Genomic DNA, 15,529 nt, shown 5'->3' on the forward strand with positions numbered 1-15,529 from the left:
GGCGCCAGGGTGGCGCCGCCACAACAGGAGAATATGTGCCCTTCGCCCCGTCGCTCTGCCGCCCGCTGATCTGTGCCGTCGCCCTCTCCGCAGCGCCGGCCGCGCTGGCGGAAACCCCGCGCGAGCTGCTGACTGCGGCGGCCTTCCAGACCAGCGACAAGGCGCGGGCGCTGAGCCTCATCGGCCAGGCCATCAGCGCCGCCGACCGCATATTGATGACCGCCCCCAATGATCATGAGGCGGTGCTGCAACGCGCGGTCGCGATCGGCTATCGCGCCAAGCTGACCCGCAGCCGAGCCGATGCGCGCAGCTCGCTTTCCGCATTCGAGGCGCTGGCCGCGCGCAATCCGCGCGATGCCGAGGCACAGATGGTGATCGCCGGCTGGCATCTCGACGCGATCGACCAGCTTGGCAGCTTCATCGCCCGCACCGTGCTGGGCGCCAAGGAGCAGGTGGGGGAGGCCGCTCTGGGCAAGGCGGTCGCGCTGGGCGGCAACCGCGCCTTCTATTCGGGCCTGGCGGCATTGATGCGCATCCGCGCCGATCATAATGATGTCGCCGGCGCACTGGCGCTGGCCGAACGGGCGGCCAATGCCCCTGCCCCCGCCCCGCTCGACCAGTTGATGAAGCGCAATGCCGCCGCCATCCTGCCCGCCCTGCGCGCCGGCAATGGCAAGGCCGCCGCCGCCCAGGCGCGCAAGCTGCTGCCGTTCGGCAAGCTGCCGGAATAGCGCGACAGCGGCCTGCAGCATCGGCAGGATGACATCTTGCCGAATCTCTCCTGAAGGATGGCCATGCGTCTCGCGATCGAAGCGACCCTCAACTATGAATTTTCCGGGCCGACCGACGTATTGATGGCCGTCGAGGCCGCCGCCATGGCCGATCAGCGCATCGTCGAACAATCGCACATCATCGACAATGCCGGGCCGCTGACCAATTTGATGGGCGGCAGCGCGATCGGCCGGCGCACCTGGACGCGCAGCGGCACCGGGCGGATGCTCAGCCGCTACAAGGCGCTGGTCGATGTAGACCGGTCCGCGCCCGATCTCTTCTCGCTCGCCCGTTCGCCGCTGCCCAGCCTGCCGCAGGATGTGCTGCCCTTCATCTGGCCCAGCCGCTATTGCGAGGCGGACCGGTTCGTCAGCTTCGTCTGCGGCCATTTCGAAGGGCTGGACGGTGGCCCGCTGGTGCAGGCACTGGTCGGCTGGGTGCATGACAATCTGCAATATGTGCCGGGCAGTTCGGATATCACCACCACCGCCGCCGACACTTTCGTCGCCCAGCGTGGCGTGTGCCGCGACTTCGCGCACCTCACCGCCGCGCTGATCCGCGCGCGCGACATTCCCGCCCGGCTGGTGTCGGTCTATGCCGCCGATCTCGACCCGCCCGATTTCCACGCGGTGGTGGAAGTGTGGCTCGACGACGCCTGGCATATGGTCGACGCGACGGGATTGGCCCCGATCGAGGGGATGGTCCGCATCGCCGTCGGCCGCGACGCCACCGACATCGCCTTCATGACCATCTTCGGCAGCGCCCAGATGAACGAACAGGCGATCCATGTGACGCGGATGGAAGAACCCAGGGACGTTACGGCCCCTTGACCCCGGCCCTGCCGCCCGCCTAGCCTATACTCAGACAAATTGAGGAAGGGGATGGCATGGGCGTGCAGCTTTCGGGACGGGCTTGGGTGCGAACGCGGCGATCACTGCTGGCGGCGACGGCGGGCTTGCTCGCCGGTCTTGCCGGCGCATCGGCCCCGGCGGCTGCGCCCGGCGACAGCGCCGTCCTGACGGTCGATACCGGCAAGCCCGGCGCCACCATCGATCCCAATATCTATGGCCAGTTCGTCGAGCATCTGGGCCGCGGCGTCTATGAAGGCATATGGGTCGGGCCAGGCAGCCCCATCCCCAATGTGCGCGGCATCCGCAGCGATGTGGTCGCCGCGCTGCGCCAGGTGAAGGTACCGGTGATCCGCTGGCCGGGCGGCTGCTTTGCCGATGGCTATCATTGGCGCGACGGCATCGGCCCGGCGGCGCAGCGCCCCGCCGGCATCAACGCCGCCTGGGACAAGTCGGCCGAAACCAATGCGTTCGGCACCCATGAATATATGGATTTCCTGGACCAGATCGGCGCCAAGGCCTTCGTGTCGGTCAATGTCGGATCGGGCAGCGTGCGCGAGGCGGACGACTGGATGCGCTACATGACCGCGCCGGCCGACAGCCAGCCGGGCAAGGAACGCGCCGCCAATGGCCATGCCGCACCCTGGGCCGTGCCCTTCATTGGCGTCGGCAATGAAAGCTGGGGCTGTGGCGGCAACATGACCGCCGACACCTATGCCACCGCCTTCCGCCATTATGCCGCCTTCCTGCGCGCCTATTCGGGCGAGCGGGCAAAGCTGATCGCGGTGGGCGCGGATACCGACGATTATGAATGGACCGAAAAGGTCATGGCGCAGGCGATGAAATGGCGCCCCAATCCCACGCCGCTCGCCTACAATACCGAACGCCCGCTGATGTGGGGCCTCTCGCTCCATTTCTACAGCTTCGCCGGCAATGACTGGCGCAACAAGGGGCGCAATATCGGCTTTGGCACCGACCAATGGGCCGCGGCGCTGGCCCGCGCCCATCTGACCGACGAACTGATCCGCCGCCATGCCGCGATCATGGACCGCTATGATCCCAAGAAGCAGGTGGCGATCGCGGTCGATGAATGGGGCGCCTGGTTCGACAGCGAGAAGGACGCGCCCTCGCAGCTCTACCTCGAAAGCACGCTGCGCGACGCGGTGATTGCGGGGATGAGCCTCAACATCTTCAATAATCATGCCGACCGGGTGCGCATGGCCAATGTCGCGCAGATGGTGAACGTCATCCAGTCGCTGGTGCTGACGCAGGGCGCCAAGATGGTGGTGACGCCGACCTGGCATGTGTTCGACCTCTACAAGGTCCATCAGAATGCGACGATGATCCCGGTCGATGTGCAGGCGCCCGACTATGTCGCGGGCGCGGTGCGGCTGCCGGGACTCAGCGTGTCGGCGTCGAAGGATGCGGCGGGCGCGCTGCACCTCAGTATCGTCAATCTCGACCCCGCCGCCGCCCGGCCGGTGCGCATCGACCTGAAAGGAGGCGCATGGCGCAAGGCCAGCGCCCGGACGCTGACCGCCGCGACCATCGACACCCGCATCCGCTTCGAGGGCGCCGATCCCTTCGTGCCCGGCCCGCTGCCGGCGCGGCTGGCGCAGGGCCAGGTGGCGCTGACCCTGCCGTCCAAGTCGGTGACATTGGTGACAGTGGAGTAAGCCCCCCACATCCGTTGGCTTCGAGCGTGTCGAGAAGCGGAGACACCAGCGCTTCCCGTTTCTCGACTTGGCTCGAAACGAACGGATGGAGTGCCAGGTGAAAGGCCTTACCCCTCGGCCGCCTTCAACCGCGCGGCCGCATTGTCGAACGCCGCCCAGCTGATCTGGGCCAGGCTGGCGCCGATGCTGCAACGGCGCACGCCCAGCGCCGCCAGCGCGGCGATGCCGGCCGCGTCATAGTCATGGATGACGACATTGACCGGCCTGGGCGCGACCGCCGCCACCAGTTCGGCGACCGCGCCATGGTCCAGCAGGAAAGGCACGAACAGGCAGTCCGCGCCAGCTTCTGCATAGGCGACGGCGCGGGCGATGCTCTCGCTCGGCGCCATGCCGGGCACGCGGAAATTCTCGCTGCGTCCGACCAGCATCAGCGCCGGATCGACCCGGTCGATCGCTTCGCGCGCGGCCGCGATCCGCTCCACCGCCAGCGGCAGGTCATAGAGCGCGCTGCCCGACCAGTCCTCGATCGACAGGGCCGCGATGCCGGTCTGCGCCGCCAGCGTCACATTGACGGCGACATCCTCGGGCGCATCGGCAAAGCCATTTTCGAAATCCGCGTTGACCGGCAGGTCGGTCGCCGCGACCAGCATCTCCAGATGCGCCAGCACCGCGTCGCGGCCCAGTTCGCCATCATCCTTACCCGCCGCCCAGGCCGCGCCGGCACTGGTCGACGCGATTGCGCGAAAGCCCTTCTTCGCCAGCCGCACCGCGCTGCCCGCGTCCCACGCATTGGGCAGCAGGAAGAAACCATCCTGGTGCAGGGTACGGAAATCGGCGCGTTTGCGGGCGGTGTCGGTCATCAGGAAATCCTTCTTTGTCCTCTGGATTGGCAAGCGGATTGACTCGGGCAGCCAATAAAGTGAAATAAGAACATATCAGGAACAAATGCAATGAGCGAGTCGATCAAAAGTCTCGCCGCGCTGAAGCGGCATATCGCGGCGCTGGACCGGACGCCAGCGCCGACGGTCGGCTGTGCCCGGCTTGCGACCGGCCATGCCGGGCTGGACGCGGCGCTCGACGGCGGCCTCCTGCGCGGGCGGGTGCATGAACTGTTCGGCGCGGCGGAGGAGGAAGGGGCGGCGGCTGGCCTGGCGCTGATCCTCGCCCGGCTGGCGGCGGATGACGCGCCGCTGCTCTGGCTGCGCACTACCGCATCGGCCAAGGTCGGCGGATCGCCCTATGGCCCCGGTCTCGCCGCGCTGGGGCTGGATCCGGCCCGGCTGCTGATCGGGCTGATGGCCGATGACGCAATGCTGCTGCGCGCGGCGGTGGAGGGGCTGCGCTGCCCCGCACTCGGCGCGCTGCTGATCGAATTGCGCGGGCGCGCCCCGCTGCTCGACCTCACTGCCAGCCGGCGATTGGCGCTGGCGGCCGAACAATCGGGCGTCACCGCCTTCCTGCTGCGGGTTGGCGGCGATCCGGTGCCCAGCGCGGCGGAAACCCGCTGGCAGGTGGCGGCCGCCCCATCCGATCCGCTGCCCGGCAATGCGCCGGGGCACAGCGCCTTCGCCCTCAGCCTGCTGCGGCGACGGGCGGGGCCGGACGGGCTGGCCTGGCGGCTGATATGGGATGGCGAGAAAGGGGCTTTTGGAGACGGACGGCATGAATGCCATGAGCATGGACAGGACGGACAGCAGGACGGCGCGCCGCTATCTGGCGCTCTGGTTTCCCTTCCTGCCGATCGATCGGCTGCGGATCGCGCGGCCTGACCTCTGGGCCGCGCAGGGCGATGCGCCCGCGGTGGTGGTGGAAAATGTCCGCGGCGCGATGCGGCTCGCGACGCTGGATGCCGATGCGCTGGCCGCGGGCCTCACCCCCGGCATGACGCTGGCCGATGCGCGCGCCCGCGAGCCAGAGTTGCGCGTGTTCGAGGCCGATCCCCATGGCGACCAGGATTGGCTGGAGCGCCTGTGCGACGGTTGCGCCCGCTACACCCCCAATGCCGCGCTCGATTCCGGCCATGGCCTGATGCTCGACATCAGCGGATGCGGTCATTTGTGGGATGGCGAGGCGGAACTGGCGCAGGCCGCGACCGACCGGCTGGAACGGCATGGCATGCGCGTGCGCCACGCCATCGCCGCATCGCCCGAGGCCGCCCATGCGCTCGCCCGTTTCCCTGCCGCCCCCGCGCCGGACGAGGATGCGGCGGTGCGCCGGCTGCCGGTCGAGGCGCTGGAGCTGGAGGCGGAGAGCGCAGTGGCGCTCCGCCGGGCGGGACTGCGCACCGTCGGCGATCTTGCCGCACGCCCGGCCGCCGCGCTCGCCGCCCGCTTCGGCGAGGAGGCTGTGGATGCGCTCCATGCACTATTGGGTCTGGGCCACCGCCCGCTGGCCCCGCGCCGCCCGCGCCCGGCAATCCGGGTCGAGCGGCGTTTTGCCGAACCGATGGGCAGCAGCGCCCACGCGATCAAGGTCGTGGCGGAGATGGCGGCGGAAGCCGGCGAACAACTGGCCGAGCGCGGCCAGGGCGGCCGCCGGTTCGAAGCAGTCTTCTTCCGTAGCGACGGCCTCGCCTTCCCGATCCGGGTCGAAACCAGCCTGCCGATCCGCGACGCGCCGGCGATCATGCGGCTGTTCCAGGAACGGATCGACAGCCTGTCCGACCCGCTCGATCCCGGTTTCGGCTTCGACATGCTGCGCCTCACCGTGCCGCGCGCCGATCCGATGGCACCGACCCAGCTCGCGCTCGAAGGGGGCGAGGCGCGCAAGAGCGAGGGCGTGGAGGCGCTGGTCGATCGCCTGTCGATCCGCGCCGGGCGCGCCCGCATCCAGCGGCTGGAACCACGCGACAGCCATATTCCCGAACAGGCGCAGTTGGCGCTGCCGGCGGTCGAGCATCGCGCGCCCGAAGGCTGGGCGCCGGTCGGCGAACCCGGCGACCCGCCGATGCGCCCGCTCCATCTGTTCGATCCGCCCCAGCCGATCGATGTCGTGGCGGAAGTGCCCGACGGCCCGCCCCACCGTTTCCGTTGGCGCCGCACCCTGCATGAAGTCACCCGGTTCGAGGGGCCGGAACGGATCGCGCCGCAATGGTGGCAGGCCAGGGACGGCGCGATCGAGGGCGAAAGCACCGGCCGCACCCGCGACTATTACCGGGTCGAGGATGCGCGCGGCCGCCGCTACTGGATCTTCCGCCACGGCCTTTATGGCGCGGAGACGGTCCATCCCGGCTGGTATATCCACGGCCTGTTCGCATGAGCGGCCGGCGCCCGCCGCCCGATCCCGCCAAACCCCGATCGATCGACCGGCGCGAATTGAACGCGATCGAGGCAGCCCGAGAAAAAACGAAACCCGCCCCGCCGCGCCCGGCACCGGCCGAGCCCCCCTTCGCCGAACTGGTCTCGATCAGCAATTACAGCTTACTCCATGGCGCATCCCATCCCGCCGATCTGGTGGGGGAAGCGATTGCCCTGGGCCTCAAGGCCATCGGCCTTGCCGATCGCAATAGCGTCGCCGGGGTGGTCCGCGCCCATGTCGCGCTACGTGATGCGCCGGAAAAGGCGCGCGCCAAGCTGCTGGAGGACAAGAAGGCGCGGGGCGAACCCGAAAGCCTGACGCCCGAAGAGGAAGCAGGCTGCGAAACCGACCTGCGCCTGATTGTCGGTGCCCGACTGGTCTTTGTCGATGGCACTCCCGACATCATCGTCTATCCCGCGTCGCGGCAAGGCTGGGGGAAGCTGACCCGATTGCTGACCAAGGGCAATATCAAGGCGATCAAGGGCGACTGCATCCTGCATTTTGCCGACCTGCTCGATTATCTCGACGACTGGCGCATGATCATCCTGCCTTTGTCCACGGCGCAGGCGCAGCAGGAACATGACGCGCCGCCCGATTATGCGTTCGAGGATGAGGCTGTCCCTGTGCCATCCCGGCATTTACGGCTGGTCCCGCCAGCCTCGCCGCCCAGTTGGCAGGAGGCCGCGCGGCGATTGCAAGACAGGGTGCCCGGCCGCGTCTGGCTGGGGCTATCGATGCGCTATCAGGGGCGGGACGCCCGGCATGTGGCGATGATGCAGGCGGTATCACGCGACATCGGGATCCCACTGATCGCGACCAACGATATTCTCTATGCGACGTCCGGCACTCGTCCCCTCCAGGACGTGCTGACCTGTATCCGTGAAGGAGTAACGCTCAAGACGGCAGACACCCGATTGCAGCCCAATGCCGAACGGCACATGAAATCGCCGACGGAGATGGCCCGGCTGTTTGCCGTCTGCCCCGATGCCTTGGCCGAGACGATCCGCTTCATCGACGGGATCGACTTTACGCTGAAGGACCTCGCCTATGAATATCCGCACGAGCCGGTGCCGGCGGGCTGGTCGCCGGACGCCTGGCTGGAGGATATGGTGCGACGGCGCGCCCGGCGGCGCTATGGCCGCCAGCTTCCGCCCAAGGTGCGCGCTCTCATCGGTCAGGAATTGCGCCTGATCCGACGCCAGAACTATGCATATTATTTCCTGACCGTGCATGACCTGGTGCGCTTCGCCCGCGCGCAGAAGCCGCCAATCCTGTGCCAGGGACGCGGATCGGCCGCCAATTCCATCGTCTGCTTCCTGCTCGGGGTCACATCGATCGACCCGATGGAGCATGATCTGCTCTTTTCCCGCTTCGTGTCGGAGGAGCGCAACGAGCCGCCCGATATCGACGTCGATTTCGAGCATGAGCGGCGCGAAGAGGTGATGCAGTATATCTATCGCCGCTATGGCCGGGCCCGTGCCGGCATCGCGGCGACCGTCATCCATTATCGTTCGCGCAGCGCGCTGCGCGAAGTCGCCAAGGTGCTGGGCCTCAGCGAAGATGTGGTGATGCGCCTGTCGGCGACCGTGTGGGGCAGCTATTCGGGCGATCTTGGCGATGCCCGCTTCGTGGATGCCGGCTTTGCCCTCGACAATGGCGAAATCCAGCGGTTGCGCACCCTGGTCCAGCAATTGATCAAGACGCCTTTCCCCCGTCATCTGTCCCAGCATGTCGGCGGTTTCGTCCTCACTCAGGATCGGCTGGACGAGACCGTGCCGATCCATAATGCGGCCATGGCCGACCGCAGTTTCATCGAATGGGACAAGGATGATATCGACGCGCTGAACCTGATGAAGGTCGATGTGCTGGCGCTAGGGATGCTCAGTTGTATTCGCCGGGCCTATGCGCTGATGAACCAGCATGGGCTGGGTCGCCACGACCTGACCGTCGATCTGCAATCCAGGGATCCGGCCGTCTATGACATGCTCTGCAAGGGCGACAGTATCGGTGTCTTCCAGGTCGAGAGCCGAGCACAGATCAACATGTTGCCGCGTCTCAAGCCCCTCAATCTTTATGATTTAACAGTTCAAGTGGCGATCGTGCGACCGGGACCGATCGAGGGTGATATGGTGCATCCCTATCTGCGACGGCGGTGCGGCGAAGAAACCATAGATTATCCTCGTCCCGACCCAAATTTCGGCCCGCCAGACGAGCTTAGAAAATTGCTCAAGGACACTTATGGTGTCCCCCTGTTCCAGGAACAGGCGATGAAGCTGGCCATCGTCGCGGCCGGCTTTTCCTCATCCGAAGCCAACCAGTTGCGCCGCGCCATGGCGACCTTCCGCAATGTCGGGACCATTCATCATTTCCGCGAGAAGATGATCAACGGCATGACCGCGCGCGGTTATGAGGCGGAGTTCGCCGCGCGCTGCTTCAAGCAGATCGAAGGGTTCGGCAGCTATGGCTTTCCCGAAAGCCATGCCCTGTCCTTCGCCCGGCTGGTCTATGTCTCGGCCTGGATCAAATGCCACCAGCCCGCCATTTTCGCCTGCGCCCTGCTCAATTCCCAGCCGATGGGCTTCTATGCCCCGGCCCAACTGGTCCGCGACGCGCGCGAGCATGGCGTCGCCATCCATGATGTCGACGTCAATATGAGCGGCTGGGACAATGGCCTGGAACCGTTGCTGCGCAGCCGTCGCGCGGACAAGGGCGAAGGCACCGGCCGGGCGCTGGCGCTGCGGCTTGGCCTGCGCCAGGTCGATGGCTTCCGCGAACAATGGGCGGCGCAGATGGTGGCGGCGCGGGCGCAGGGCGGCCTTTTCACCAGCATCGAGGATATGGCCCGGCGCGCCGGCCTGCCCGCGCGGGCGCTGCGGCTGCTGGCCGATGCCGATGCCTGCCGCTCGTTGGGGCAGGACCGGCGCACCGCCCTATGGGAGGCGCGCCGTACCCCCTCGGACGAACTGCCCCTGTTCGCCGCCGCCCGCCGGCACGACCGCGCTGCGCGCGAACTGGGGGAGGAGACGGATGCGATGCTGCCCGCCATGCCGCTCGCCGAACAGGTGATGGACGATTATGCGGTGACCCGCCTCTCGCTCAAGGGCCATCCGATGCAGTTCCTGCGTCCGGTGTTCGCGGCCGAAGGCGTGCTGAGCTGCGCCCAGACCAGCGCGGCAAAGAACGGCACCCGCGTCCGCACCGCTGGCGTGGTGCTGGTGCGCCAACGGCCGGGCAAGGGCAATGCCGTCTTCATCACCATCGAGGATGAGACCGGCATCACCAATATCCTGCTCTGGGCGCGTCTGTTCGAGCTGCAGCGCCGCCCGGTCATGGCCAGCCGTCTGATGCTGGTCGAGGGCGAGGTGCAGCGCAGCAAGGAAGGCGTCGTCCATCTGATGGCCAGCCGCATCCACGACCGCACCGCCGACCTCAACCGATTGTCGCAATCCGAACCGCCGATACAGGCCGCCCCCGCCGCCCGTCACCCCCGCGACGTGCGCATTCTACCCAAATCGCGCGACTTCCATTGAGATTGCAAGGACGGCTAGCGGCGATTCACTATCGTCGGCTTGTTCGATCGTCGGTCAGAAAAGCGGACCTCGCCGGTTCCGTCATCCCGGACTTGATTCGGGATCCATTCAGCGCTCCCCATCCGCCATAGCGCAGAATGGATCCTGACTTTCGTCAGGATGACGCCGGCTAGAACTTGCAAGAAACGACCAGAAGCGGACGTTTCCAGTTCCTCCCCAAGCTTGCTTGGGGAGGATTTTCGGACAGTCCGCTTCCCACCCATCCTACACCACCGGCGTCAGCAGCGCCTCCCCTGCAAACCAGGCGTCCAGATTGGCGACGACCAGGTCGGCCATCGCCTTGCGGGTGTGGACGGTGGCGCTGCCCTGATGGGGTTGCAGCACGACATGGTCCATCGCGAACAGTGCTTCGGGCACATGCGGTTCGTGCGCGAACACATCCAGCCCCGCGCCGGCGATGCGCCGGTCGGCCAGCCGCTCGACCATCGCCGTCTCGTCGATCACGCCGCCCCGGCTGATATTGACGATGACGCCGTCCGGCCCGAGCGCGTCCAACATCGCGCCGTCGACCAGCTTGGCCGCTTCCGGCCCGCCCGACGTGGCGACGATGATCACATCGCTCTGGCGCGCAAAGTCGATCGCGTCGGCGACATAGCGATAGGCGGTGTCGGCCGCCGGCTTGCGGTTATGGTAGAGGATCTCGCCCGCCACCGGCTCCAGCCGTCTGGCAATGGCCCGGCCGATCCGGCCCAGCCCCAATATACCGATGGTCGCGCCGGTCACCCGGCCCGCCAGCGCCGGCTTCTCGCCCCGCGCCCAGCCGCCCGACCGCACCAGCCGGTCATTCGCCGCGATGTTGCGCACCGTCGCATAGAGAAGGCCGACGGCCAGGTCGGCGACATCGTCGGTCAGCACGTCGGGCGTGTTGGTGACGCGGATGCCTTTCGATCGCGCATGGTCGATATCGACCTTGTCATAGCCGACCGAGAATAGCCCGATCATCTCCAGCTTCGGCAGCGCGTCCATAATGGCGGCGGGCGCCCCGACCGATCCGAAGCTGACCAGCGCGCGCGCCTCCAGCACCTCGGCCGGCAGCGCGGACATATCCGCGTCCGCCGCCACATTATGGACGGTGAAGCGCTGCTCCAGCTGGTCGGTCAGATAGGGGTAGAGCGGGCCATAGGCGACGATGGTCGGACGGGTCTGATCGGTCATGCCCTCCATCTAGGCACGGCGCAGGCCGATCGCCACCCCGCCCCGCCAATTGACAGCCTCTTTCCCTCGTCTTAGCCCGATGTCATGGCCAGCGTTTCCCCTGACACACGTTTCGGCCTGCGCCGCCAGGCCCGCCTTCCCGGTCCGCTGCCGCTGTCGAGCGGCGCCAGCCTGTCCCCGGTCGACATCGCCTATGAAAGCTATGGGCAGATGAATGCGGACAAATCCAACGTCATCCTGATCTGCCACGCGCTGACCGGCGACCAATATGTCGCATCGGACCACCCCGTCACCGGCAAGCCCGGCTGGTGGTGGCGGATGGTGGGCGAAGGCCGGCCGGTCGACCCGGCGCGCCATTTCATCATCTGCTCCAACGTCATCGGCAGCTGCATGGGATCGTCCGGCCCCGCCAGCATCGACCCGGCGCTGGGCGATCCCTATGCGATGCGCTTCCCGGTGCTGACCATTGCCGACATGGTGCGGGCGCAGGCGATGCTGCTCGACCATCTGGGTGTCGATCGGCTGGCGGCGGTGATCGGCGGGTCGATGGGCGGCATGCAGGCGCTGACCTGGCCCACCTTGTTCCCCGACCGGGTCGAACGCTGCGTCGTCATCGCCTCGACCGCGCGGCACAGCGCCCAGAACATCGCCTTTCACGAGGTCGGACGTCAGGCGATCATGGCCGATCCGCTCTGGCGCGGCGGCGACTATTATGCCGATGGCAAGGTGCCGAGCGCGGGCCTCGCCGTCGCCCGCATGGCGGCGCATATCACCTATCTTTCCGAAGCGGGCCTGACCGAGAAATTCGGGCGACGGCTGCAGGGGCGTGACGCCAAGACCTTCGGCTTCGACGCGGATTTCCAGGTGGAGAGCTATCTGCGCCATCAGGGGCTGAGCTTCGTCGAGCGGTTCGATGCCAACTCCTATCTCTACATCACCCGCGCCATGGACTATTATGACATAGCGGAGGATCATGGCGGATCGCTGGCGCGCGCCTTCACCGCAACGCGGGCGCGCTTCTGCCTGGTCAGCTTCGATACCGACTGGCTCTATCCCACCGCCGAATCCCGCGCGATCGTCCATGCCCTCAACGCCTCGGGCGCGCAGGCCAGCTTCGTCGAACTGTCCAGCCCCTTCGGCCATGATGCCTTCCTGCTCGAAAGCCCGGAACTCAATCGCGTGGTCGACGGCTTCCTGCGCGGTGGCCGGGCATGAGCGATCTCCTCCGCCCCGATCTGGCGCTGATCGCCCGCACCGTTCGGCCGGGCACGCGGGTGCTGGACGTCGGCTGTGGCGACGGCGCGCTGATGGCGGCACTGCGCGACACCAGCCAGGTCGATGCCCGCGGGCTGGAGATTGACGGCTCCAATGTCGCCGCCGCGGTCGGCCGCGGCCTATCGGTGGTGCAGGGCGACGCCGACACCGACCTCAGCTATTATCCTGACACCAGTTTCGACTATGCGATCCTCAGCCAGACGCTGCAGACGACCCGGCGCCCCGACCTGGTGGTGGAGGAATTGCTGCGCATCGGCCGCCAGGCCTTCGTCTCCTTCCCCAATTTCGCCCATTGGCGCGGGCGCCTGTCGCTGCTGTGGGGCGGGCGCATGCCGGTGACGCGGCTATTGCCCGACACCTGGTATGACACGCTCAACATCCATCATGTGACGGTGGATGATTTCCGCGCGCTGGTGAAGGATCGCGGCTGGACCATCGACGGCCAGTGGTTCCTGAAAGGGGACAGGGAAACCACCCATGCGAACGCCAATCTGTTCGCCGAACATGCGGTGTTCCTGCTGCGCAGATAGCCGATCGTCAGGCCGTTCCACGAAGGGCGCGATCACCGCCCGCGCCCGTGCGACATAGTCCGCCTTCTCGCCCACCGGCGCGACATAATGGAGCGCCGCTTCCGCATCCGCCATCGATCCGCCCCGCGCGATCATCCAGGCGGCGAGATAGGGTGCCGACAGGCAGCCGCCCGCCGTCGCGACATTGCCATGCGCAATGAAAGGCGCGTCGATCACCCGCACCCCCGCCTCCACCACCCAGGGCTTGGTGGTCAGGTCGGTGCAGGCCGGCAGGTCGCCGACCAGGCCCAGCTTCGCCAGCAGCAGCGTGCCCGAACATTGCGCCCCGATCAGCTGGCGTGCCGGGTCGAGCGCGATCCGCCCCAGCATCGCGGCATCGGCCGCAATCTCGCGCGTGCGGATGCCGCTGCCGATCAGCACCGCGTCCGCTTGCGCCGCAAAATCCAGCGGCCGCTGCCGCTGCACCGTCACCCCGTTCATCGACGTCACCGTCTCTTCCGGCGCGGTGATATAGGCGGCCCAGCCCTGCGACTTCATCCGGTTGAGGATGGCGGCGGCGATGAAACTGTCCAGTTCGTTGAATCCCTCGAACGTCAGTATCGCAATCTGCATGGCCATCCTCCTGCGCCGTCACCCGCCTGCCATAGCCCCTTGCCCGCCCGCGCCCATGGCCAGTTTGCAGGCCATGGCCCGGCCAGATATCGCCACCGCGCCCGCCCCACCCCTTTACGCCGCCGTCCCCGCCGGGCCATGCTCCGCGCACAAGAGGAGAGGCGATGGACCGGGATTATGGCCGCTGGGATTATATCATCCTGGGCGCGGGCAGCGCGGGATGCGTGCTGGCCAACCGGCTGAGCGCCGATCCGCGCAATCGCGTGCTGCTGCTGGAGGCCGGCGGCAAGGACGACTGGCTGTGGATAAAGATCCCGGTCGGCTATCTCTATTGCATGGGCAATCCACGCACCGACTGGTGCCTGAAGACCGAAGAAGAAGCCGGCCTTGACGCCCGTGCCATCGCCTATCCGCGCGGCCGGGTGATCGGCGGCAGCAGCTCGATCAACGGCATGATCTACATGCGCGGCCAGGCCGCCGATTATGATGGCTGGCGGCAGGCCGGCAATGTCGGCTGGGGCTGGGACGATGTCCTGCCCTATTTCGTGCGGGCGGAGGATCATCAGGATGGGGCGAGCGCCACCCATGGCGCAGGCGGCGAGATACGGGTCGAGCGGCAAAGGCTGCGCTGGGATCTGCTCGACCGTTTCCGCCAGGCCGCCAGCCAATATGGCGTGCCCGAAACCGCCGACTTCAACGGCGGCGACAATCTGGGGTCGGGCTATTTTCAGGTGACGCAGCGGCGCGGCCGGCGCTGGAGCGCGGCCGACGCCTTCCTGCGCCCGGCGATGAACCGCCCCAATCTGCGCATCGTCACCGGCGCCACGATCGACCGGGTGACGATCGCGCAGGGCCGCGCCACCGGCGTCCGCTTCCTGCTGGACGGCGACGCCTGCACCGCACAGGCCGAGGGCGAGGTCATCCTGTCGGCCGGGTCGATCGGCAGCCCCGCCATCCTCCAGCGATCTGGCATCGGCGACGGCGCCCGGCTGGCCGCACTCGGCATCGACGTGCTGGCCGACCGGCCGGGCGTCGGCGAAAATCTGCAGGATCATCTCCAGATACGCTGCGCCTATCGGGTGAGCGGCATCGCCACCCTTAACGGCCGGGCCGGATCATGGCTGGGCAAGGCGTGGATGGGCCTGCACTATCTGGCCAGCCGCTCCGGGCCGCTGTCGATGGCGCCCAGCCAGCTTGGCATGTTCGTCAAATCCGACCCGCGCCATGCCACCGCCAATCTCGAATATCATGTCCAGCCCTTGAGCCTGGCCGCGTTCGGCGGTGCGCTCGACGCCTTTCCCGCCTTCACCGCCAGCGTCTGCAACCTGCGCCCGCACAGCCGGGGCGATGTGTGGATAAGGTCTGCCGATCCGCTCGCCCCGCCCGCCATCCGCCCCAATTATCTCTCCGCCGCCGAGGACCGCCAGGTTGCGATCGAGGCGGTGCGCGTCACCCGCGCGATCGTCGGCCAGCCGGCCCTCGCCCCCTATGCGCCGCAGGAGTTCCGGCCCGGCCCGGAGCGACAGGATGACGCCGCCCTGCTCGAAGGAATCGGCGCGATCGCCAGCAGCATCTTCCATCCGGTCGGCACCGCCGCCATGGGCAGCGGCCCGCGCGCAGTGGTCGACCCGCAGCTGCGCGTTCATGGCCTCGACGGGCTGCGCGTCATCGACGCCTCGGTGATGCCGATGATCACGTCCGGCAACACCAATGCGCCGACCATGATGATCGCGGAAAAGGGGGCGGAGATGATTCTCGCAGCCGCCCGTTCCTAA

11 protein-coding genes and 1 pseudogene are annotated in these 15,529 nt (G+C 67.4%); 9 read left to right on the forward strand and 3 right to left on the reverse strand.

Translation table 11 applies throughout. From position 1 onward, the window contains the following. Nucleotides 1–35 precede the first annotated feature (35 nt). From HH800_RS18880 to HH800_RS18890, 3 genes are all read left to right on the forward strand, one after another. A complete protein-coding gene (locus HH800_RS18880; RefSeq protein ID WP_026109532.1) occupies nt 36–731 on the forward strand; it encodes a hypothetical protein in 696 nt (231 codons plus the stop codon). A 63-nt stretch (nt 732–794) separates the two neighbouring features. After that, nucleotides 795–1,601 carry a transglutaminase-like domain-containing protein gene (locus tag HH800_RS18885; protein WP_169861973.1) on the forward strand — a complete coding sequence of 269 codons (807 nt, stop codon included), beginning with the start codon at nt 795–797 and terminating at the stop codon, nt 1,599–1,601. Nucleotides 1,602–1,657: 56 nt separating this feature from the next. After that, nucleotides 1,658–3,295, forward strand: a complete 1,638-nt coding sequence (locus tag HH800_RS18890) for an alpha-N-arabinofuranosidase (RefSeq protein ID WP_169861974.1) — start codon at nt 1,658–1,660, stop codon at nt 3,293–3,295. 107 nt (nt 3,296–3,402) lie between these two features. On the opposite strand, the gene HH800_RS18895 is transcribed toward HH800_RS18890, so the two are convergent. Continuing rightward, entirely contained in the window at nt 3,403–4,155 is a 753-nt protein-coding gene (locus HH800_RS18895) for an isocitrate lyase/PEP mutase family protein (RefSeq protein ID WP_169861975.1), read from the reverse strand. 90 nt (nt 4,156–4,245) lie between these two features. Here HH800_RS18895 and HH800_RS18900 point away from each other — a divergent pair, with 90 nt between their 5' ends. Genes HH800_RS18900 through HH800_RS18910 form a run of 3 tightly spaced genes read left to right on the forward strand, consistent with a single transcriptional unit; the run spans nt 4,246 to nt 10,122 of the window. Then, nucleotides 4,246–5,064, forward strand: a complete 819-nt coding sequence (locus HH800_RS18900) for an ImuA family protein (protein WP_169861976.1) — start codon at nt 4,246–4,248, stop codon at nt 5,062–5,064. Further along, on the forward strand, nt 4,973–6,553 hold the full coding sequence (locus HH800_RS18905) for a Y-family DNA polymerase (protein ID WP_169861977.1): 1,581 nt from the start codon (nt 4,973–4,975) through the stop codon (nt 6,551–6,553). Before HH800_RS18900 ends, HH800_RS18905 begins: the two co-directional genes overlap by 92 nt. After that, a complete protein-coding gene (locus tag HH800_RS18910; RefSeq protein WP_169861978.1) occupies nt 6,550–10,122 on the forward strand; it encodes an error-prone DNA polymerase in 3,573 nt (1,190 codons plus the stop codon). Before HH800_RS18905 ends, HH800_RS18910 begins: the two co-directional genes overlap by 4 nt. A gap of 264 nt (nt 10,123–10,386) precedes the next feature. On the opposite strand, the gene HH800_RS18915 is transcribed toward HH800_RS18910, so the two are convergent. After that, nucleotides 10,387–11,346 (reverse strand): 2-hydroxyacid dehydrogenase, encoded by a 960-nt coding sequence (locus HH800_RS18915; protein WP_169861979.1) that lies wholly within the window; start codon nt 11,344–11,346, stop codon nt 10,387–10,389. Nucleotides 11,347–11,421: 75 nt separating this feature from the next. Here HH800_RS18915 and metX point away from each other — a divergent pair, with 75 nt between their 5' ends. Next, a complete protein-coding gene (gene metX, locus HH800_RS18920; RefSeq protein ID WP_037518304.1) occupies nt 11,422–12,552 on the forward strand; it encodes a homoserine O-acetyltransferase MetX in 1,131 nt (376 codons plus the stop codon). After that, nucleotides 12,549–13,142, forward strand: coding sequence for a methionine biosynthesis protein MetW (metW, locus tag HH800_RS18925; protein WP_169861980.1), 594 nt, complete (start codon nt 12,549–12,551; stop codon nt 13,140–13,142). The genes metX and metW overlap by 4 nt, the downstream gene beginning before the upstream one ends. A gap of 15 nt (nt 13,143–13,157) precedes the next feature. Here metW and HH800_RS18930 read toward each other — a convergent pair. Continuing rightward, a pseudogene (locus HH800_RS18930) lies at nt 13,158–13,754 on the reverse strand (DJ-1/PfpI family protein); the annotation flags it as partial. Between the two features lie 164 nt (nt 13,755–13,918). On the opposite strand from HH800_RS18930, the gene HH800_RS18935 reads away from it, so the two are divergent. Continuing rightward, nucleotides 13,919–15,529, forward strand: coding sequence for a GMC family oxidoreductase (locus HH800_RS18935; protein WP_169861981.1), 1,611 nt, complete (start codon nt 13,919–13,921; stop codon nt 15,527–15,529).

It is taken from the genome of Sphingobium yanoikuyae, assembly GCF_013001025.1.
GTDB classification, from domain to species: domain Bacteria; phylum Pseudomonadota; class Alphaproteobacteria; order Sphingomonadales; family Sphingomonadaceae; genus Sphingobium; species Sphingobium yanoikuyae_A.

Coding starts and splice junctions, on each gene's coding strand:
- HH800_RS18885 (WP_169861973.1), top strand. CDS start 795: ATGCGTCTCGCGATCGAAGCGACCCTCAACTATGAATTTTCCGGGCCG.
- HH800_RS18890 (WP_169861974.1), top strand. CDS start 1,658: ATGGGCGTGCAGCTTTCGGGACGGGCTTGGGTGCGAACGCGGCGATCA.
- HH800_RS18895 (WP_169861975.1), bottom strand. CDS start 4,155: ATGACCGACACCGCCCGCAAACGCGCCGATTTCCGTACCCTGCACCAG.
- HH800_RS18900 (WP_169861976.1), top strand. CDS start 4,246: ATGAGCGAGTCGATCAAAAGTCTCGCCGCGCTGAAGCGGCATATCGCG.
- HH800_RS18905 (WP_169861977.1), top strand. CDS start 4,973: ATGGACAGGACGGACAGCAGGACGGCGCGCCGCTATCTGGCGCTCTGG.
- HH800_RS18910 (WP_169861978.1), top strand. CDS start 6,550: ATGAGCGGCCGGCGCCCGCCGCCCGATCCCGCCAAACCCCGATCGATC.
- HH800_RS18915 (WP_169861979.1), bottom strand. CDS start 11,346: ATGGAGGGCATGACCGATCAGACCCGTCCGACCATCGTCGCCTATGGC.
- metX (WP_037518304.1), top strand. CDS start 11,422: ATGGCCAGCGTTTCCCCTGACACACGTTTCGGCCTGCGCCGCCAGGCC.
- metW (WP_169861980.1), top strand. CDS start 12,549: ATGAGCGATCTCCTCCGCCCCGATCTGGCGCTGATCGCCCGCACCGTT.
- HH800_RS18935 (WP_169861981.1), top strand. CDS start 13,919: ATGGACCGGGATTATGGCCGCTGGGATTATATCATCCTGGGCGCGGGC.